Source organism: Pantoea sp. BS_8 (genome assembly GCF_041954965.1).
In the GTDB taxonomy this organism is placed as follows: domain Bacteria; phylum Pseudomonadota; class Gammaproteobacteria; order Enterobacterales; family Enterobacteriaceae; genus Pantoea; species Pantoea stewartii.
Window position 1 is genome coordinate 144,017 of the sequence record NZ_JAVAXU010000002.1, and the last position, 18,937, is coordinate 162,953.

The following is an 18,937-nucleotide window of genomic DNA, read 5'->3' on the forward strand; positions in this document are numbered from 1 at the left end:
GCACATCCCCCCCTTTCGTGTGCTTAATACAAACCCGCTTATCTTAATGGATAATTCGGCTTTCCGACAGCATATGCACAACAATGTTCCCGATAATCATCTACTCGCGAGGTGATTTTAGGACAATTAAACGTTACGGGCTCAACTGAGATTCAACTGATAGTATACTCTGTTATCTCCAGCTAGAATTTCCCTCCAACATAAAACGGTTTCAGGGCGAAACCGCCTAAAACGTACTAACGAACTGGAACTTTATGAGTACAAAAAAACCTGAGCGTGAATATTTTCTCGACTCCATTCGGGCCTGTTTGATGTTGTTAGGCGTGCCGTTTCACGTCTCCCTGATCTATTCGTCTCAGTCATGGGCCGTCAACAGCCACGATGCCTCACTGTGGCTCACTACCCTCAATGATTTTATTCATTCGTTTCGTATGCAGGTGTTCTTTGTTATCTCGGGCTACTTCTCTTATATGCTCTATCTGCGCTATCAGCCTCAGCGCTTTCTGAAAGTCCGCTTAGAGCGCGTCGGGATTCCGATGCTCACCGCGGTTCCGCTGATCACGCTGCCGCAGTTCTTTATGCTGAAAGCCTGGACACCAAAGCTGTCGAACTGGAACAATTTGTCGCTGTATGACAAGTACAATACGCTGATGTGGGAGTTGATCTCGCACCTGTGGTTTTTGCTGGTGCTGGTATTGCTTACCACACTGGGCATGCTCACCTTCCGCTGGCTACGCGATCAGCAGCGCAATATTGACTACCAACGTGTCGGCTGGACAAAGCTGGCTCTGGGGCTGTTGTTGTGGGCCGTGCTCTGGGGAGCGGTACGGCGGGCGATTTTTTATGCCCACCCTTCCCTGTTGGGCGATGCGCTGTTTAACTTTGCCGTTATGCAGTGTCTGTTCTTCCTGCCGTTTTTTATGCTGGGTGCCCTCAGCTGGAAACATCAGGCGCTGAAAACGCTGTTTGTCCGGGCAAACCCGCTGCTGTACGTTGGGGCCGTCGTGATGCTGGTCGCCTACATTGCAAACCAACGGCTGAACAGTGGCGAAGGCTGGCTGTATGAAACCGACGCGCTGATCAGCAGCATGATGGGGCTTTGCATGCTGAACGTTTGTTACAGCCTGGGTCATAAATGGCTGAATTCTCACTCTCCTCAGATCATGTACCTGGTCAATGCCTCCCTGTTCATTTACCTGGTGCATCACCCTTTGACCCTGCTGTACGGAATTTTTATGACGCCGCATCTGCACAACAACACGTTTGGCTTTTTTCTGGGCCTCTTAATGGTGTTTGGTGCCTCCTTCATTTTGTATGAGTTGCACCTGCGCATTCCTCTGCTGCGCTTTCTGTTCTCCGGTAAACCGCAAAAGCGTTAAGGTAAAGGCGACCATCCGGGTCGCCTTTTTTATTACAGTAGCCACTCAATAGGCAGCCGCCAGACCAGCCGGACCTGCAGACGTTGCCACCAGTTACAGCCGGGCTCATGCTTATGCACAACCTGCTGCGCTTCGCCCGGATATTCCAGCCAGTTTACCCGGCCCCACTTATCCAGTTGCAATGTCCAGGCTCTGTCACGCATGGATTCACTAAAGCGCCGGTGGGTTTCCGTGGCCAGGGTTTCACTTTCGATCACCAGTCCCATCTCCGTGTTCAACACGGCGGAACGCGGATCAAAGTTAAACGAGCCAATAAACAGGATGGCTTCGTCTACCGAGAAGGTTTTCGCATGCAGGCTTGAGCCAGAATTCCCGGTTAACCCGCGATCGTGCGGCGCATCGTTTACGCCCGCCTGCGGCTTTAACTCATACAGCGCGATGCCATGACGCAGGAGCTTTTTGCGCCACTTGGCATAACCGGCATGCACAACAGAAACATCGTTCGCTGCCAGAGAGTTCGTCAGAATCGCAATTTTCACGCCTTTACGCTTTAGCGACAATAACTGCGCCACGCCCGCGCGGGTGGGAACAAAGTAGGCGGAAATGATATCAAACTGACGCTGGGGTGAACCGATAACCTCCAGCATGCGCTGGGGCAGAAGCGATTTGCGACGGGCTTTACCCAGCCCCTTGCGCGGATCGTCACTCAACAGCCGGGCTTTTGCCCAGACAAACGGTAAGCTGTCCTGCGTCAGTTGCTGAATCAGTGGCGAATGGCTCAGTCGCTTCAGATAGTGCTGAACGCCCTCGTTCTCACGCCATTCGGGAGGCAGAACGACTTCAGGATGTGCCGTCACGTCCTGTTCCAGCACATCGTCCAAAGGGGAAACCGGTTTACTGTGCCAGTAGCGTTCAAAATCCTCCGCCACTTCCTTGACCACGGTTCCAATTGCCAGCACGTCGAGATCGGCAAACAGCGGTTCGTTACCTGTCCCAAAGTATTCATCGCCAATATTGCGCCCACCCACCACCGTGGTGATGCCATCGGCGGTAAAGCTTTTATTGTGCATACGACGATTGAGGCGTGCAAAATCAGTGAGGTAACCTAAGGCGCGCAACGTGCGAAAGGAAAAGGGGTTGAACAGTCTGACGGTAATATTTGGATGATGATTAAGCTGCGCCAGCGTATCGTCCAGCCCTGGCGTATTGTTATCATCGAGCAGGAGCCGGACTTTCACGCCGCGATTAGCTGCATCCAGCATGGCGCTGAACAGGAGCCGACCAGACATGTCGTTTTGCCAGATATAGTATTGAATATCCAGCGTCTTTGTCGCTTTTTCCATCAGCAGGTAACGGGCAGCAAAGGCATCCAGCCCGTCACTCAGCGGATGAATACCGCTTAGCCCCGGATGACGCAGCCCGGGCGGAACAAGCCGTTGCTCAAGCCAACTCTGGCTCGGTGCAGGCTGGGGAAGATTAAACGCTTCGGTCATGGAGAGTCCCTGAATCTTACGGTCATTTATTATTATTCCTTCGCGCGGCACGGGATGCCAGTCGCGGTTGCTCAGCTGCAAGACTGAAGGCAATGTTTTTTAGTCTAGACTTACTCCAACGATCTGTGACCGACATTTGTCCGGCAGGAGAGGAATATGCGCAACCAGCCTATCACTGACGATCACGTACACCATCAACCCCGTCTGTTTCAAAGCTTTTTTCAGGGCAGTTTTCCCTGCTCTACCGCCTGCCGCACGCCAGGTAAGCGCCTGGATATGGTGATCAGCAGTGGCCACGATATGTTGTTCAGAAAAGACTATGCCGCGCTGGTCGATTTGCATCTGTTGACCGCACGTGACGGTGCGCGCTGGCATCTGATTGAGAAAACGCCAGGCCAGTACGACTGGCGTAGCTTTTTACCCATGGTCGATGCGGCGCGGGATCAACAGTTGCAGGTCATCTGGGAGCTGGCCCATTTTGGCTATCCGGACCATCTCACTATCTGGAAAGCCAGCTTTGTCGATCATTTTGAACGTTATGCCCGTGCGATGGCGACATTGCTGCGCGATCGGGGAATCGAACAGCCCTTTTTTACCCCGATTAACCAAATATCGTTCTGGTCCTGGGCGGGTGCGGAGGTGGCCTGGTTTAATCCTCACGTCAGTCAGCGCGGAAAAGAGTTAAAACGGCAACTGGTCCGTGCCTCTCTGGCGGCGATACAGGCGATTCGCGACGTGATTCCCGCGGCGCGATTTGTCCTTACCGATCCGCTGGTACAGATTGCCCATCATCCTGATAACCCTGACAGTAAACCCGGGGCCGATGCCCAACATCAGGCTCAGTTTGAGGCCTGGGATATGCTGGCCGGTCGCCTTGATAAGGAACTGGGCGGGCGCGAAGAGTATCTGGATATTCTGGGTCTGAATTATTACCCCGATAACCACTGGTATTTTCCCGATCAGCCCATGGACAGAGACGATCCCGTACGGGCCCCACTCCACCTGTTACTGGCCCAGTACTGGCAACGCTATCAGCGCCCCATGTTAATCGCTGAGACGGGCGCAGAAGGCGAGGCACGGGCCCCCTGGCTGCAGGAAGTCAGTGAAAATGTTATGGTCGCGCTGGATCAGGGTATCGCGATGGAAGGGATTTCTCTGTACCCGGTGGTTGAGTATCCGGCCTGGGCCGATGACAGACGGTCGCCAGGCTCACTGTTAGGGCTGGCCGATCCGAACGGCAACCGAACGGTACACGAGAATCTGGCACTGGTACTACGAAGCCAGCAGATTAAATTCAGTCAGCGCGTTCAGCGTTGACCGGTGGGCGGTTTAGGATAGCAGGTTTGTGCATCGACATGGTCGACGGGCGTGGTAAGACGGCTGTCGTTAAACCATGTCATCAGAAACAGAAAGGTGACACCAATCAGGCAAGCCGTCAGCAGCCCAATAATCGCAATCAGTTTATCATCGCGCGATTCCATCCCTCACTCCTTTCAGGTCCGGTTGATAAACACTAGCTCATCCAAAGCGTGACGATCAGAACGAAAATTATAAGCGTTACCGACGTCACTGCAAGCACCACAATCGCGAAGTGCGCATCGGCAAGCGGCTGAGCCACGGGTTCCTCATGCTCTTCTGGTGGGTGGGGTAAGAACATGCTCTTCCTGGTCAAAACGGCATAATGGGGCGATAGTGCGCGACAGTGTAAAACAGCCCCGTCGCGTTAGCCGTGATTTTACAAAACAGACCGCTGGCAAACTGATGGGCGACGATTACGGCCCCCTGGCGTCAGCCTGATGCCGTGCCCCACTCTGATTTTCGCCCGACCAGCCCCCGCCGAGTGCACTGTATAACGCGATTTGGGCCTGCAACAGATTATTCTTTACCGTTACCAGATTTAGCTGCGTGGCAAACAGGGTGCGTTGCGCATCCAGTTCGTCCAGATAAGAAGCATAGCCATTTTGATAGCGATTCGTTGCAATACGCAGTGCCTCGGCGACAAACTGCTCTTGCTTCTGGAGCGCTTCACGCTGTGCTTCGCCCTGGCGAATGGCATCCAGCGCGTTATTGACTTCGGAGAACGCGTTTCTTACCACTTTCTCATAGGTGTAAAGTGCCTGATTGCGAGAAGCCATAGCGACATCGACCTGGGCAGTCAATGCTTCACGGTTCAGCAACGGTGCCAGAATACTGCCTCCTACGCTCCAGAGGCGGAACGGATCGTCCACCAGCTGATGCAAAACGGAACGCTGTAACGTGCCCGACGCTGTCAGATTAATTCCCGGCAGTAACTTCGCCTTTGACGCAGCCAGGCTGGCATCGGCGGCCAGCAGTTGGCGCTGCGCCTGGACGATATCCGGGCGACGATTCAGTAAGGCTGACGGCAAAATGCCCGGTATCGTCTGTGGCATCAGGACAGTAAAGGCGCGGTGACGGGCTACCTCCCGAGGGTTCATGCCGACTAAAATACTGAGCGCGTTTTCCTGCTGAGCAATCTGATGCTGTAACTGCGGCACCTGGGCTTGCGCGGACTGATACTCCGATGAGGCCTGCATCCACTCCAGCCGGGACGTATAACCTGTTTCAAACTGACGCTGCGCCAGTCGGAGCGAGTTACGCCGTATGGCCAGCGTCGCTTCGGTCACGCGCAGTTGTTCATCCAGCGCGCAGAGCGTCATATAACCCGATGCAACGGAACTGGCGATGGTCAGTTCTGCGGCCGACGCGGCCGCCTGCTGCGCCTCCAGCGTGGCGCGGGTGGCATCAATCGTATCGGCCCGTGCGCCCCACAAATCGACATTGTAACTGGCCTGAAGCTGCCCCTGAAAAACGGAGGTTTCATAAGGCTGCCCGGTCACAGCCGACAGGGCACGTTGACGCGTTGCCGCAACCCCGCCACTGAGCGTGGGAAAGTTATCGCCCTCAGCGCCACGCAGTTGCGCACGATATTGATCCACCCGCGAACGGGCTATCAAAATATCGGGATTATGCTGTAATGCCTGCTCCACCAGTCGGTTCAGATCCCGATCGCCAAACGCCTGCCACCAGGCCGCCTCTGGCGGCGCGGAAGGCCCAACCTGTTCGCGCCATTGTGACGGAATGGGTAACGAGGCCGGGGCTTTCTCAACCTGGGTGCTGCACCCTGCTAACAGGGCGGCCAGCATGCCTGCCACTAACCGAGCGCCCTTCATGGTGCGGTCTCACTGACTGGTGAGGCCGCCGTATCAATACTGACCTCGACTGACATGCCGGGCCGTAACTGTTGCTGCACCTCCGGCGCGACGTCAATGCGTACGGGAATACGCTGGGCGATTTTCACAAAGTTACCGGTCGCGTTATCCGGTGAGATAGCGCTGAATTCTGAGCCTGCCGCTGGCGAGATATCGGCAACGCGACCGTCGAAACGTTTACCATCCAGCGCATCGACACGAATCGTCACCGGCAACCCCACGCGGATATGCGCAAGCTGGGTTTCTTTATAGTTTGCGATGATCCACTTATGTGCAGGCACCACGGAGGTCAGGCGCGTCCCGGCCGTCACATAGGCGCCTTTACGCACCGATAACTGCCCTAACTGACCCGCATCGGGTGATATGATACGGGTGTTTGCCAGGTCGATTTCAGCCAGCTCCAGCGCCGCCTGCGCACTGGCAACGTCCGCCTCCAGCGACGCACGGTTTACGATCACCGTTTGCAGATTTTGCTGAGCGACTGCAACCTGGGCTTCCGCCTGATGAAGCTGAGCCAGCCCCTGCGCGTTCGCTGCGCGTGCGGCATCCCGCTCACGCACGGAGAGCGAACCATCCGCGGCCAGATTCTCTACCCGCTTCAGATCCAGGCCACTTTTCACCGCCTGCGCTCTGGCGTTTTCCAGAGCGGCTTTGTTGCTCTGGATCGTGGCCTGCGCGCTGAGACGCTGCTGTTGGTTGTTGCTCAGAGCGGCCTGCTTCATGGCCAGTTGTGCCTGCGCCTGATGTACTCGCTGGCGATAAATACGATCGTCAATCGTCATCAGCACCTGACCTTTTTTGACCGGCTGCAGATCGGCCACGTTCACAGCAGTCAGATATCCGCTCACCTGCGGGCTGATAAAGGTGACCTGGCCGCGTACATAGGCGTTTTCCGTGCTCTGGACCGGACTGGTAAAAGGCCATAGCTGCCAGGCATACAGAATAACCAGCACACCAATGACCGCAATGCCGCTCCCCAGGGCGATGGAGAGAATACGACGACGATTGGCCCGATCGCGTTCTGCTGCCTGAAGTTCATCCTGCTGACTCATACTTACTCCGTTCGTTCTTGTGCGGCGGCGAGCTGACGCTGCTCTGCCAGATGAAATTTGGCCTGTCGCCAGTCAAGGTAGCGTCGACGTGTTAAACGCCATAACACCCACATCAGCGTAACCAGCGCCAGAGTTGCGGTCAGCAGATAGGTGTCGTTGTAGGCCAGGACGTTCGCCTGCAGGGTGGCGACGGACTGAAGCTGGCTGGTGCTTTGGGCACTCAATAACGCGCTATCGCCAATCTGGCTGCTAAAGAGCCCACCATATTGTGTAAGCCGGTCGCTGACGTTGGGATTCAGTAACGATAATTGATCGCCGAGCAGGCTGGAGTGGTATTTTTCACGCCAGACCTGAAAGGTCCCCAGAATCGCGGATCCGATTAAACCGCCCAGGTTTTGGCTCATGCCGAACAGGACCACGAAACTGACCAGATTTTTAGGCTGCGTGACGACGCTGCCAATTCCCATCAGCATGGCCGGCGCCATGAAAAAGGCACTGCCGAACCCCAGCAGAAACTGACTCAGGTACATATTGTTCGCGCGCGTGACCGGGCTGGATTGCGCATCCATCAGTGAGGCGATAATCATGACGACCAGCGATGCGACGATTGGCCAGTTAAGATGGGTTGGCTTGATCGTCAGCGCGCTGGCGGCAATGCCCGCCACCACACCGGCCATGATGGCAAGCGCCAGGCCGTGCATTTGATCATTCTGTAATCCAATCTGCTGCAGGAAGCCGACTGCCCCCGTATTCTGCTCTGCCAGTACGATGCGAATCATGATCATCACAATGCCTAAACGTACGATCATTCCACTGCTGAGCCAGCGCGTGTTAATGAGTGGATTGCGGCGATTGTGCTCAATCACAAAGGCACTGACGATCAGCACCAGCGCCAGGGCTGAACAGATCCCCAGCCAGGGCGTACTGAACCACCACTCAATACGGCCCAGCGACAGCACGCCACACAGCAACGCCATGCCCGGAGCCAGCAGGATAAACGTCAGGAAATCCATCTTTTCAAAAGCTTTAATACGATCGCCCGGCGGCAGCTTAACCACCAGCACCGCTCCTAATGCAATCAGCGCTAACCCCAGCTCAAACAGATACAGCCCTCGCCACTCGTCCAGTTGTAGCAACTCACTGGAGAACAGGCGCGCCAGCGGAATAGCGAGCTGTGAGGCGGTGAGACCAATGACCAGCGCTTTTAAGCGATGCCTGGCAGGCCAGGCCTGAACCTGGTAATAAATGCCCAGCGAGCTTAGCGCCGCACCGACCATGCCATGGGCCGTGCGCACGATAATCGCTGAACTCAGATCGTTGGCAAACAGATGGAAAAAGGCGACCAGGACGTACAGCACCAAAAACGCTTCGGTAAATACGCGTAAACCAAACTGCTGGCGAAATTTTACCAACAGCAGGTTGATGGAGATGTTCCCCATCACATACACCGCGGGCAGCCAGGCAATTTCGTTGGAATAAGCCGCGAAGGTGCCTTGCAGATTGGTCAGATTAGCCGTAACCAGCGCATTACTTAACGCGCCGGTCAGCGAGATCAGCAACCCTATCAGCCCAAAGGCAACACGCTTGGGTGGGGAATGGATTGGCGTCGAAGGCGAGCCCGGCAGCATGGGTTTTTCATGAGGCAACCATTCACGCGCAGCGTAGGGATTGCGCCGGGCCATACTTACATACTTCCCATTCGGGTCAGCAGCGTTTGTAAAACGCGCTCTACCAGGGCGATTTCCTGAGGATCAATATCCGCCAGCAGTTGCGTGCGCAGCGCATCGGCCTGCGTCTTTACTTTTGCGAACGCTTCATTGCCCTTCTCGGTCAGCACCAGATGACGCTTGCGGCGATCTTCGGCGGGCTGGACCCGGGATAACAGGTCCTGTTTCACCAGGCGATCCACCAACGGCACCATACTCGCATCTTCCAGGCCCATTAACTGCGCCAGTTCGGTTTGCGTGAGGCGTTGAGGTTCACTGGCGATAAGCCCTATCGCCATCCAGCTACTGGTGCTCAGACCGCTGTCTTTAAGATGGCGGTCAACGGCCAGGCGCCAGGCATGGGCGGTCAGGTGCAGCAGGTGGGTAAAGGTACGGTTAGATGACATTTATAAGTAGCTGCCTAATGATTAGAGTTCTAATTAATTGATTAAGTTATTATACGCAAAGCAAAATGCGAAAGAAAAGCATCTGTACTGTTAAATACTGGATAACAACGTCAAAATGTCCAGTCATGATCCTGCTGTCAACACCTCGGGGAGGACAAAAGCGTGAACACCTCCACCCATAACTGGGTCGATCTGCGCCGCGACGCGCGTAGCGGCATCGAAGCGATACGGGCGCATTTTACCGGACATGCTTACGATCCTCACTGGCATGACAGTTACTTAATTGGCGTGACGGAGCAAGGCGTGCAGCAGTTCCACTCCCGTCAGAAACGTCATCGGAGCCGACCGGGCACGGTCTTTATGTTGGAACCTGAAGAGCTTCACGATGGCGATGCCATTGATGCACAGGGCTTTACCTACCGCATGCTCTATCTGTCACCTCATCATCTGCACCAGCAGTTTGCACCTGGCTGTCTGGACAGTGCGCCCGGCAGTGAACTGCGTTTTGCCACCACGCTTCAGGATGAGAAATGGCTCTCCTGGGCGGTCTGGCACGCCTTCGACGCGCTCTGGCACAATCACCCGCAGTTAATCAAAGATGCGGCGCTGGAGCGGCTATTCCGCCATCTTCGTCACTTGCCTGTCTGGCGCAATACGCGGCCGGATGTGGCACCGACACTGGCCCATCAGGCACGAGACTGGCTTATTGCTTACCACGTCGATAACCCCGGCATTGCCCAGATGGCACAGGCGCTGAACGTGGATCGTTTTCGGCTTTCCCGCCTGTTCCAGCAGCAGTGGGGCCTGCCGCCCCACGCCTGGTTGGTACAGTGGCGGCTCAGTCAGGCACGCCGACGGCTGGCTATGGGCCATTTACCCGCTGAGGTGGCTGCCGATCTTGGCTTTGCAGACCAGAGTCATCTGGGGCGCTGGTTTAAACGCGCCTGCCAGCTGACGCCTGCACGTTACCAGCAACTGTGCACAAATCTTCCAGACGCTGATCACTAGCCTTGCCACAATGGCATTTTGTGTCAGGAGAAGATAATGAGCGACTTACGATGTGTCATGATTTTGAACAGTGCGTTACCGGCCGGCAAAGCCACCAATGCTGCCGCCGTTATCGCTCTGACGCTGGGACAACGTCATCCCAGTCTGGTCGGTGAAGATCTGGAAGATGCGACAACGCAGCGCTATCCGGGACTCATCCCCGTTGGCATTCCTGTCCTGGGGGCCGATAGTGCGCAACTCAGCACCGTGTGGCGTCAGAGTGAACAGACAGACTGTGACATTGTGGTCTTTCCCGAGCAGGGTCAGTCAACCACCGACTACCAGGCCTTCAGTGACACGATGAAGACGCTGCCCGCCCCGGAATGGCGCCTGCTTGGGATGGCGATAGTGGGCGACAAAAAAGCGGTTCGCAAACTCACTGCAAAACTCAACCTGTTTAGTTAACCCTCCCGGGAAAGCACGCTGCTTTCCCGTCGGCCTGGCCCGCTTGTACACATTTCCTGTACAGGAAAGCGACAAACAAAATTCTTAACATCCTAATTGTTAAGGATTAGCATTTTATGCTTAATAATCTACTTGTACAAATAAACTTTAATTGTATAACTTTACATACAACGAGTTGCGATCACGACTCTGTAACGAATGATGCATCTGCGTCGCCTCTGAAGGTGTAATGGATTTCCACCCTCAGAGGTTTCTTTTTTGATTTTGATGACCTGCTTGTTGAGTTTGGCGCCATTGTATTTTTATGCGATGGCTTTTAGGTCTGTTTGTCGCGCACTCTACCGGGTAGCCGACTTTTTCAAAGGCTGACACATGCAAAACACACTGCCCCAAACGGATAAAGAGATCGCGGATTACTTCACCGCTGCGGCGAATAAACCCGACAGCGATATGGAGATTCTTGGTCTCGTTGTCGCGGAAATCTTACAGTCAGGTATGGCCGTCAATAATAAAGCCATTATTTCGAAACTGATTCATCGCCTCGAGCTGGAGCGCGACGAAGTCTCACTGGACGTTTATCGTCATCTGCTTGAGATGGTGGTGTATAAAACGCCAGACGACCTGACGGTATAATCCTTTCTCCATGGATGGAGTCATTTCGCTTTTTCTGGCTTCTTCTCTGAGCTGTCGGTAACATTCGCCCTTCACCAAATCCTGTCTTCCTTGCCTTTCGCGCAAGCTTAAAATAAAAGAGCTGTTTACACTATGAATCAACAACATGATGTCGCCACAACAGCCGTTGTGGAAAACGATGTCAGTGTCGGCCGCGTCTTACGCTCGCCTGCACTGCTGACGCGAGAATGCCTGGCCGGCGTGATCACGGCGCTGGCGCTTATTCCGGAAGTGATCTCGTTTTCGGTTATCGCCGGTGTCGATCCGAAGGTCAGCCTGGTGGCCTCTGTCGTACTCTGCCTGACGCTGTCTTTGCTTGGCGGCCGCCCTGCCATGGTAACCGCCGCAGCGGGTTCGGTTGCGCTGGTGATTGGGCCTATGGTCCATGCGCATGGCGTGGCCTATATTCTTCCTGCCGTTGTGATGGCCGGGATCATTCAGATTCTGTTCGGCGTGACAGGTATGTCACGTGCGATGCGTTATATTCCCCGTTCGGTCATGATCGGCTTTGTGAATGCGCTTGGCGTTTTAATTTTCTTTGCTCAGGTCCCGCATGTCTGGGGTCAATCGCCGCTGGTGTGGGCACTCTTCGCCGTGACGCTGGCCATCGTGCTGCTCCTGCCCCGCGTGCTGAAAAGTGTGCCCTCTCCCTTAGTGGCCATCGTGGTCGTGACCGCCGTGGCGCTGGCGATGGGCTATCGCGTCCCGACGGTGGGTGATGAAGGCCCCATGAGCGCAGGTCTGCCAGACTTTACGGCACTGACAGTTCCGCTCAACTGGCAGACCTTATCCATCGTCTGGCCCACCGCGCTGAGCGTGGCGTTTGTAGGACTAATGGAATCGCTGCTGACCGCCAAGCTGGTGGATGACCTTACAGATACGCCGTCCAGCAAACGTCGCGAATCCTGGGGGCTGGGTATAGGTAATATTTTGGCCGGTTTTTACGGTGGTATCGCCGGATGCGCCATGATCGGACAGACCATTGTCAACGTGGAACTGGGTAAAGCACGTAGCCGGGTTTCAACGGTTGCCGCCGCCCTCGTGCTGTTACTGCTGGTGACGGGCCTGAGCCACATCATGGCGCAGATCCCGATGGTGGTGCTGGCCGGCATCATGATGATTGTCGCCGTCAAGACGGTCAACTGGCACAGTTTGCAGCCCGCGACGCTGAAACGGATGCCCTGGTCAGAAACGCTGGTCATGCTGTTAACGGTAGGTATTACCGTGTTAACCAGTAACCTGGCGCTGGGGGTGCTGGCGGGTGTAGTGGTGGCAATGATGTTGTTTGCCCGGCGCGTCGCGCATGTGATTCATGCGGAAAGAACGTTGAGTGAGGACGGACAGTCTGTGAGCTACGATGTTCGCGGACCGCTATTTTTTGCCAGCAGCAACGATTTGTTTGAGCACTTCGATTACGCACATGACCCTAAATCTGTCACCATTGATTTAACGCACGCACAGATATGGGATGCCTCCACCGTCGCTGCACTGGATGGTATCGAATACCGTTATCAGCGTCATGGTGCCAGCGTCACCATTGAAGGTCTGGATATGCGCAGCAGCGATTTTCATCGCCGCCTGAGCGGTAATCTGAGCTGAGACACTGGCCTGCTGCGGCACGCAGCAGGCCCCTCTTACGCCTGCTGTCGCCGTGCCCGATAGCGCGCGACCATCGTAATTAATGCCTGGTATAACAGGCCAGCATAAAGACTCATCAAAACAGCCAGGCCAATTTCTTTGCCCTGCGCCTGCCATGACATAAACCACATGAAGACGCCCCATAACACTGAAAAAATCAGCCAGCCGCGGACGAATTTCAAAATGCCATTCATAAACGCCACTCCTCTTTTGTGATGCGCTACTTTAGCTGGCGTTGAAACAAAAAACCGGATTATACGCGCGAGATGAGAAGTATCTCAAAAAACGGATAGAGGGCGGAATCGCTTCGCTTTTCTGCTTTACCCCCGTTATGTTTAGTAACAGCTAACTACAATTAGCTTACTGTTAATTTCACAAGGGAAATAGCATGAATCGTCGTCTGACTTTTTTCGCTGCTGTTGTCGCTGCCTCAACATTGACCGCGTGCGCACCGCCGCCACCGGGCCCCGGCTGTGCGCCACCCCCACCGCCACACGATCATCGCCCGCCGGCGCCTCCGCCGCCACCACCGGGTCAGGCACTGGCCCCACCACCGGCAGGCACCGTTGCACCACCGCCGCCTGCAACCGGGCAGCAACCGCCACCACCGCCCGCCCGCACCTGGTGATCTCCTGAAATCGCCTCACCTTTCATTTAGCCTGCCTGAGTCGTTCATATATCAGGCAGGCTGAATGCGTTTAGCTGTCCGTGATACAGGGGTAAAGGACTACTGAGGTTTTTGTGGATGTTGATCGATGCGCTTTACGTGTACCAGTTCTGCCAGGGTGATTGCCGGGCGAAGTAATAACTGAAGGCTCCCCACGACAAATAACCATGTTCCACCTGTCATCAGCGAGTCGAAGAAAAACAGGATGCTGCCCGTCAGGAACCATACTGCGATAAAGAGATCGTTGAGCGCGCCAAGAGCGCGGTAACGTCGAGCGATGATGATATGATCTGAACCCACAGTGATTTCTGCTTTGTTTCCCGGCACGGCTTGCCCTTCTCTGAATAATGAAATGACTGCAGACAAGATTAGTACACAGAGAAGAAAGGTAACTTACTGGCCTCAGCCTGTCCGCCACAGTAACCCCGCCGCGGGGGAAAAAAGTCGTATCCGACCGTAAGAACATATCGTTTAACGCCTGCCAAAACATCTCCACGCCATTTTTATGTTGATTGTCAGGGAACACACTGCCATTGCTCAAACGACGGATAAGCGCTAACGGCACCATTAAGTCTTAGGGACACCTGGTCTGAATCTGACTCTGCCGCTTCTGCCAGCACGATCAATCTCGCAAAACCGAATAGCGACACGCTGTAAAAGTCAGTCAACGGGATAAGAACAGAGCACGTTGCCCGCCTTCCGCACCGAAGGCTGTCGGCAATATAAAAGGTTTATTTTTTACAGCGGCTAAAGCCTGCCGCGGGATTGCCGATAGTAAGGAAGTAATTGTTAGAACCTTACATTAATAGCCAATTTTGCTATGCCCACATCCGAGTGGGCTTTTTTATGCCTGCAACATACACATCGTGCCTTTTACTGATCAAAAGTTATTCACTTGTATCTAAAAACCCCATTCGCTGTATGCTTGCCGGGTCAGCGCATGCTGACAACTGGATTTTCCCTTGTAACGATTTCTGCCTGTGTAACGCAGGCTTTTTTAATGAACGGATTGAACCGCTTAAAATCCGCAGCCTTCTCAATCTGCCCCCTTTTCCTCGCGTTTATTTTGGCCCTGAATGTATTGATCAAAGGTAATCCATTCCGTTTTGATTGAGAAACGGCAATGATGCGTGACAGGACTGCCCGTAGCCAAAGGCGAAAATACCAGGCAATGCCGTCTGTCACCGTCATATCTGTCAAAACGGGGATAGAGAGCATAGTCAAAACTGTTACTGGTTTTGCTACTGTCACCCACATTCAGGACGAGCGCTTTCGGTAATCGATATCATGCTGCCTGTACCCGTAAAGTGTCTCTTTCTCAGTCTACCGGGCTTGTTTCCACTCATCGTGCAGACGTCATCTTGATGCCTTTGCTGGATTGCTGGATTGCCAGACGTGGCATGTTATAAAAAACAGCGTCAGGTCAGCACAGGAGGAGACAAACGGCAAAGGGAGAAAGGGGTTTAACAAGAGCCGGAGACGAGAATCAGAAATGACATAGCAGGAAGGGCTTATAAAAACAAAAAACCGCCCAAAGAGGCGGCTTAAACGACATTGCTACGACTTGATTTTATGGGTGTTTCAATATGGTGCCCGGGGCGGGACTTGAACCCGCACGACCTTACGATCGAGGGATTTTAAATCCCTTGTGTCTACCGATTTCACCACCCGGGCGAGGTATAACTGGAGGCGCGTCCCGGAGTCGAACCGAGGTACACGGATTTGCAATCCGCTGCATAGCCACTCTGCCAACGCGCCTAAAACCGATTTGCCGCCAGGATTGCCTGGCCTGCGAATTTGGAGCGGGAAACGAGACTCGAACTCGCGACCCCGACCTTGGCAAGGTCGTGCTCTACCAACTGAGCTATTCCCGCATCATCTTACCGTTCAGATAACTCGCTGCTGAAGGGTCAGACTTTACTACGCTTTATCGAACTTACTGATTTTTCTTAGCTTCTGCAGCTGTGCTGCCGTTCGATGCGATGCATTCTACTGAGATGACGCGGTGAGTCAATAAAATTATCCCCACATTGCGTCCGTTTGCTGCTTTTTGAATCGCATCGATCACGGTTCGAGCAAATCGCCTCTGGCAGCGCTTAAATACTGGAACATGGACCAGAACGTCAGCACCGCAGCAATGTACAGCGCGACCACGCCAACACCGACCACCATACTGTCCGGACGCCACAGCAGAGCAAAAAGCGAAAACATCTGCGCGGTGGTTTTCACTTTACCGATCCAGGAAACCGCAACGCTGCTCCGTTTACCTATCTCTGCCATCCACTCGCGCAGGGCTGAAATAATAATTTCACGGGCGATCATCGTGGCAGCGGGCAGCGTGATCCACCAGGCATGGAAATATTCCGCAACCAGTACCAAAGCAATGGCCACCATCACCTTATCCGCCACCGGATCGAGAAACGCACCAAAGCGGGTTGTCTGCTTCCAGCGGCGAGCCAGGAAGCCATCGAACCAGTCGGTCACGGCGGCAACAACGAAAATCAACGCGGTAACAAAGGGCGCCCAGTGGAAAGGCAGATAGAAAGCCAGCACAAAGAACGGAATAAGAACGACGCGAAACAGGGTAAGACAGGTCGGAATGTTAAATTGCATATGCTGGTAACTGTCTGGATTGGGTGGTGTTTAACGTATGTTCCTACATTGCCCCCCCTGTTTCAATGCTAGTGTTTCAACGAGTAGTAGATTTTTTCCGCCAGCGCATGCGATATACCGGGCACATTGGCGATCTCCTCGACCGACGCATTCATCAACGGTTGCAGGCCGCCCATGTACTTGAGCAACTGCTGTCGCCGTTTTGGTCCCACGCCCTCGATACTTTCCAGTGCGCTGGTGTTTTTGACTTTGGCCCGTTTTTTACGGTGCCCTGAAATTGCATGATTGTGAGCGTCATCACGAATATGCTGAATGACATGAAGCGCTGGCGCATCGGGTGACAGAGAAACACCCTCGCCTTCTGGCTCGAAAAATAAGGTTTCCAGACCGGCTTTACGATCGGTGCCCTTTGCAACGCCCAGCAAAATGGGGCGGGATTTATCCCAGGGCACGTCCAGCTCTGCAAACACCTGTTTTGCCTGTGCCAGCTGACCTTTGCCTCCATCTATCAGGATCACATCGGGAATTTTTTCTTCTTCAATCGCTTTGCCATAACGGCGGCGTAGCACCTGGTTCATGGCCGCATAGTCATCGCCGGGTGTGATGCCGGTGATGTTATAACGACGGTAGTCAGCACGAAGCGGGCCGTTTTGATCAAACACGACGCAGGAAGCGATGGTTTGTTCACCCATAGTATGACTGATGTCAAAACACTCCATGCGGCCAATCTTCTCCAGTTTGAGAAATTCGGCCAACGCGGTGAGGCGCTGATGAATCGTGGAATGCTGCGACAGACGCGTTTTTAATGCCGAACCGGCATTGGTCCGAGCCAGCTTGAGGTAACGCGCGCGATCGCCGCGGGGTTTACTTTGAATGTTTACCCGTCGACCGGCTAATTCTGTCAATGAGTCTGCTAGCAACTCACGTTCGGGCAAAGTGAAATCGAGTAAAATCTCGCTGGGCAAGGTGCGCATTTCGCTGCCCTGCAAATAGAACTGTCCGACGAAGGTCTGGACGACTTCAGCCAGGTCCGTATCCGCAGGCACTTTGGGAAAATAGCTTCGGCTTCCCAGTACTTTCCCCTGGCGGATAAACAGAACGTGCAAACACGCCATTCCGGCGTCATAGGCAACGCCAATCACATCCAGATCGTCGCCCTGATTAGAGACAAACTGCTTCTCGGTAATGCGTCTGACGGCCTGAATCTGATCGCGCAGCCGGGCCGCGTCTTCGAAGCGCAGTGACTGACTGGCTTCTTCCATGCGCGTCACCAGCAGATTCAGCACCTGATCGTCTTTGCCTGCTAAAAACAGTCTGACGTAATCTGTCTGCTGGGCGTATTCCTCCTCACTGACCAACCCTGCCACGCAAGGGCCAAGACAGCGGCCAATCTGGTACTGCAAACAGGGGCGCGTGCGGTTGCGGTAAACGCTGTTTTCACATTGCCGTATCGGAAAGACCTTTTGCAGCAACGCCAGCGTTTCTCTTACCGCATAACCATTAGGAAACGGACCGAAATACTCCCCTTTGGCGTGCTTAGCGCCCCGGTGCATTGCCAGACGCGGGTGTGTGTCGCCACTCAGAAAAATGTAGGGGTAGGATTTATCGTCACGCAACAGAACGTTATAGCGCGGTTGATAAAGCTTGATGTAATTATGCTCAAGCAACAACGCTTCGGTTTCAGTGTGGGTTACGGTGACATCAATGTGATGGATGTTACTTACCAGCGCTTCGGTTTTTCGGCTACCCACCTGGGTGCGAAAGTAGCTTGTCAGTCGCTTTTTCAGATCTTTCGCTTTGCCGACATAGATAACCGTTCCGGACACATCGTACATCCGGTAAACACCTGGCTCGCTGGTGACCGTACTGAGAAAATTTTTGGGATTAAAGAGGTCACTCACTACTGATTAACGGCTCCGCATTGAACAGGCCATGTCTGATGGCCAGATGCGTTAACTCTACGTCGCCACTGATATTCAGCTTACTGAACATTCTGTAGCGGTAGCTGTTAACGGTTTTAGGACTGAGATTCAGCTGCTCGGAAATTTCCGTCACCTTTTGTCCTTTGGTGATCATCAGCATAATCTGCAATTCCCTTTCCGACAAACAGCTGAAGGGAGATTCGGCTTTTTGCGGCTCAATCTGGCTTAACGCCATTTGCTGAGCAATGTCCGAGGCAATGTAGCGTTGGCCGGCCTTAACCGAACGAATCGCGTTCACCACTTCCTGCGGCGCGGCACCTTTACTCAGATAACCTGCCGCACCGGCCTGCATCACTTTGGCAGGCAGCGGGTTTTCAGTGTGAATCGTCAGCATAATAATTTTGATATCCGGGTTGTAGCGCACGATTTTGCGCGTGGCTTCCAGCCCACCGATACCCGGCATATTCATGTCCATTAAGATGACGTCAACCTGATTAGCCCGACACCACTTAACTGCATCTTCGCCACAACACGCTTCGCCAGCGATCACCAGACCTTTGATATCTTCAAGAATACGGCGGATGCCGGCACGTACCAGCTCATGGTCATCGACAAGAAGGACAGTGATCAACGCGAAGCACTCCGCAGCTAATAAAGAGGTAGCATTTAACGATTGCAAGCGGCAATCATACCTGTTTTTGCATTA

19 protein-coding genes and 3 tRNA genes are annotated in these 18,937 nt (G+C 54.0%); 6 read left to right on the top strand and 16 right to left on the bottom strand.

The window, feature by feature from the left end:
* The first annotated feature begins 254 nt into the window (after positions 1–254).
* The gene (mdoC, locus tag RAC65_RS06105; protein WP_033737578.1) at positions 255–1,379 is read left to right on the top strand and encodes a glucans biosynthesis protein MdoC; all 1,125 of its coding nucleotides are present in this window, start codon (positions 255–257) and stop codon (positions 1,377–1,379) included.
* Between the two features lie 32 nt (positions 1,380–1,411).
* Here the strand turns inward: mdoC and RAC65_RS06110 are convergent, their stop codons facing one another.
* Positions 1,412–2,872 (bottom strand): phospholipase D family protein, encoded by a 1,461-nt coding sequence (locus RAC65_RS06110; protein WP_039341167.1) that lies wholly within the window; start codon positions 2,870–2,872, stop codon positions 1,412–1,414.
* Positions 2,873–3,028: 156 nt separating this feature from the next.
* Here RAC65_RS06110 and RAC65_RS06115 point away from each other — a divergent pair, with 156 nt between their 5' ends.
* Positions 3,029–4,189, top strand: a complete 1,161-nt coding sequence (locus RAC65_RS06115) for a beta-glucosidase (RefSeq protein WP_033737580.1) — start codon at positions 3,029–3,031, stop codon at positions 4,187–4,189.
* Here the strand turns inward: RAC65_RS06115 and RAC65_RS06120 are convergent.
* From RAC65_RS06120 to RAC65_RS06145, 6 genes are all read right to left on the bottom strand, one after another.
* Entirely contained in the window at positions 4,180–4,353 is a 174-nt protein-coding gene (locus RAC65_RS06120; RefSeq protein WP_006118789.1) for a hypothetical protein, read from the bottom strand. The two genes, RAC65_RS06115 and RAC65_RS06120, sit on opposite strands and share 10 nt — an antisense overlap.
* 32 nt (positions 4,354–4,385) lie before the next feature.
* Positions 4,386–4,529, bottom strand: a complete 144-nt coding sequence (locus RAC65_RS06125) for a hypothetical protein (RefSeq protein WP_006118788.1) — start codon at positions 4,527–4,529, stop codon at positions 4,386–4,388.
* A gap of 115 nt (positions 4,530–4,644) precedes the next feature.
* On the bottom strand, positions 4,645–6,063 hold the full coding sequence (locus tag RAC65_RS06130) for an efflux transporter outer membrane subunit (protein ID WP_205952872.1): 1,419 nt from the start codon (positions 6,061–6,063) through the stop codon (positions 4,645–4,647).
* The gene (locus tag RAC65_RS06135) at positions 6,060–7,154 is read right to left on the bottom strand and encodes an HlyD family secretion protein (RefSeq protein WP_033737581.1); all 1,095 of its coding nucleotides are present in this window, start codon (positions 7,152–7,154) and stop codon (positions 6,060–6,062) included. Before RAC65_RS06135 ends, RAC65_RS06130 begins: the two co-directional genes overlap by 4 nt.
* Before the next feature lie 2 nt (positions 7,155–7,156).
* Positions 7,157–8,836 carry an MFS transporter gene (locus RAC65_RS06140; RefSeq protein ID WP_375096502.1) on the bottom strand — a complete coding sequence of 560 codons (1,680 nt, stop codon included), beginning with the start codon at positions 8,834–8,836 and terminating at the stop codon, positions 7,157–7,159.
* A 2-nt stretch (positions 8,837–8,838) separates the two neighbouring features.
* Positions 8,839–9,267 (bottom strand): MarR family winged helix-turn-helix transcriptional regulator, encoded by a 429-nt coding sequence (locus tag RAC65_RS06145; RefSeq protein WP_033737583.1) that lies wholly within the window; start codon positions 9,265–9,267, stop codon positions 8,839–8,841.
* A gap of 162 nt (positions 9,268–9,429) precedes the next feature.
* On the opposite strand from RAC65_RS06145, the gene RAC65_RS06150 reads away from it, so the two are divergent.
* The 4 genes from RAC65_RS06150 to RAC65_RS06165 all read left to right on the top strand — a co-directional run bounded on the left by RAC65_RS06150 (position 9,430) and on the right by RAC65_RS06165 (position 12,990).
* Positions 9,430–10,275 carry an AraC family transcriptional regulator gene (locus RAC65_RS06150; RefSeq protein WP_033737584.1) on the top strand — a complete coding sequence of 282 codons (846 nt, stop codon included), beginning with the start codon at positions 9,430–9,432 and terminating at the stop codon, positions 10,273–10,275.
* Positions 10,276–10,311: 36 nt separating this feature from the next.
* Positions 10,312–10,719: a DUF2000 domain-containing protein gene (locus RAC65_RS06155; protein WP_033737585.1), complete on the top strand. Its 408-nt coding sequence runs from the start codon at positions 10,312–10,314 to the stop codon at positions 10,717–10,719.
* Between the two features lie 372 nt (positions 10,720–11,091).
* Positions 11,092–11,352, top strand: coding sequence for a biofilm/acid-resistance regulator YmgB/AriR (locus RAC65_RS06160; RefSeq protein ID WP_058708512.1), 261 nt, complete (start codon positions 11,092–11,094; stop codon positions 11,350–11,352).
* Between the two features lie 132 nt (positions 11,353–11,484).
* On the top strand, positions 11,485–12,990 hold the full coding sequence (locus tag RAC65_RS06165; RefSeq protein ID WP_375096503.1) for a SulP family inorganic anion transporter: 1,506 nt from the start codon (positions 11,485–11,487) through the stop codon (positions 12,988–12,990).
* Positions 12,991–13,025: 35 nt separating this feature from the next.
* Here the strand turns inward: RAC65_RS06165 and RAC65_RS06170 are convergent, their stop codons facing one another.
* The 9 genes from RAC65_RS06170 to uvrY all read right to left on the bottom strand — a co-directional run bounded on the left by RAC65_RS06170 (position 13,026) and on the right by uvrY (position 18,862).
* Positions 13,026–13,223, bottom strand: coding sequence for a DUF6404 family protein (locus RAC65_RS06170; protein WP_006118780.1), 198 nt, complete (start codon positions 13,221–13,223; stop codon positions 13,026–13,028).
* 533 nt (positions 13,224–13,756) lie between these two features.
* Positions 13,757–13,996, bottom strand: coding sequence for a YrhK family protein (locus tag RAC65_RS06175; protein WP_237166121.1), 240 nt, complete (start codon positions 13,994–13,996; stop codon positions 13,757–13,759).
* Positions 13,997–14,629: 633 nt separating this feature from the next.
* Positions 14,630–14,947 carry a hypothetical protein gene (locus RAC65_RS06180; RefSeq protein WP_375096504.1) on the bottom strand — a complete coding sequence of 106 codons (318 nt, stop codon included), beginning with the start codon at positions 14,945–14,947 and terminating at the stop codon, positions 14,630–14,632.
* A gap of 336 nt (positions 14,948–15,283) precedes the next feature.
* A tRNA-Leu gene (locus RAC65_RS06185) sits at positions 15,284–15,370 on the bottom strand.
* 10 nt (positions 15,371–15,380) lie between these two features.
* Positions 15,381–15,454 (bottom strand) — tRNA-Cys (locus RAC65_RS06190).
* Between the two features lie 40 nt (positions 15,455–15,494).
* Positions 15,495–15,570, bottom strand: a tRNA-Gly gene (locus RAC65_RS06195).
* Between the two features lie 190 nt (positions 15,571–15,760).
* Positions 15,761–16,309, bottom strand: a complete 549-nt coding sequence (gene pgsA / locus RAC65_RS06200; protein ID WP_006118776.1) for a CDP-diacylglycerol--glycerol-3-phosphate 3-phosphatidyltransferase — start codon at positions 16,307–16,309, stop codon at positions 15,761–15,763.
* A gap of 68 nt (positions 16,310–16,377) precedes the next feature.
* On the bottom strand, positions 16,378–18,210 hold the full coding sequence (uvrC, locus tag RAC65_RS06205) for an excinuclease ABC subunit UvrC (protein WP_058707584.1): 1,833 nt from the start codon (positions 18,208–18,210) through the stop codon (positions 16,378–16,380).
* Positions 18,203–18,862, bottom strand: a complete 660-nt coding sequence (gene uvrY / locus RAC65_RS06210) for a UvrY/SirA/GacA family response regulator transcription factor (RefSeq protein ID WP_006118774.1) — start codon at positions 18,860–18,862, stop codon at positions 18,203–18,205. Before uvrY ends, uvrC begins: the two co-directional genes overlap by 8 nt.
* Positions 18,863–18,937 lie beyond the last annotated feature (75 nt).

Excerpts from the sequence above, each read along its gene's own strand:
- mdoC (WP_033737578.1), top strand. The coding sequence starts at position 255 with ATGAGTACAAAAAAACCTGAGCGTGAATATTTTCTCGACTCCATTCGG.
- RAC65_RS06110 (WP_039341167.1), bottom strand. The coding sequence starts at position 2,872 with ATGACCGAAGCGTTTAATCTTCCCCAGCCTGCACCGAGCCAGAGTTGG.
- RAC65_RS06115 (WP_033737580.1), top strand. The coding sequence starts at position 3,029 with ATGCGCAACCAGCCTATCACTGACGATCACGTACACCATCAACCCCGT.
- RAC65_RS06120 (WP_006118789.1), bottom strand. The coding sequence starts at position 4,353 with ATGGAATCGCGCGATGATAAACTGATTGCGATTATTGGGCTGCTGACG.
- RAC65_RS06125 (WP_006118788.1), bottom strand. The coding sequence starts at position 4,529 with ATGTTCTTACCCCACCCACCAGAAGAGCATGAGGAACCCGTGGCTCAG.
- RAC65_RS06130 (WP_205952872.1), bottom strand. The coding sequence starts at position 6,063 with ATGAAGGGCGCTCGGTTAGTGGCAGGCATGCTGGCCGCCCTGTTAGCA.
- RAC65_RS06135 (WP_033737581.1), bottom strand. The coding sequence starts at position 7,154 with ATGAGTCAGCAGGATGAACTTCAGGCAGCAGAACGCGATCGGGCCAAT.
- RAC65_RS06140 (WP_375096502.1), bottom strand. The coding sequence starts at position 8,836 with ATGGCCCGGCGCAATCCCTACGCTGCGCGTGAATGGTTGCCTCATGAA.
- RAC65_RS06145 (WP_033737583.1), bottom strand. The coding sequence starts at position 9,267 with ATGTCATCTAACCGTACCTTTACCCACCTGCTGCACCTGACCGCCCAT.
- RAC65_RS06155 (WP_033737585.1), top strand. The coding sequence starts at position 10,312 with ATGAGCGACTTACGATGTGTCATGATTTTGAACAGTGCGTTACCGGCC.
- RAC65_RS06160 (WP_058708512.1), top strand. The coding sequence starts at position 11,092 with ATGCAAAACACACTGCCCCAAACGGATAAAGAGATCGCGGATTACTTC.
- RAC65_RS06165 (WP_375096503.1), top strand. The coding sequence starts at position 11,485 with ATGAATCAACAACATGATGTCGCCACAACAGCCGTTGTGGAAAACGAT.
- RAC65_RS06170 (WP_006118780.1), bottom strand. The coding sequence starts at position 13,223 with ATGAATGGCATTTTGAAATTCGTCCGCGGCTGGCTGATTTTTTCAGTG.
- pgsA (WP_006118776.1), bottom strand. The coding sequence starts at position 16,309 with ATGCAATTTAACATTCCGACCTGTCTTACCCTGTTTCGCGTCGTTCTT.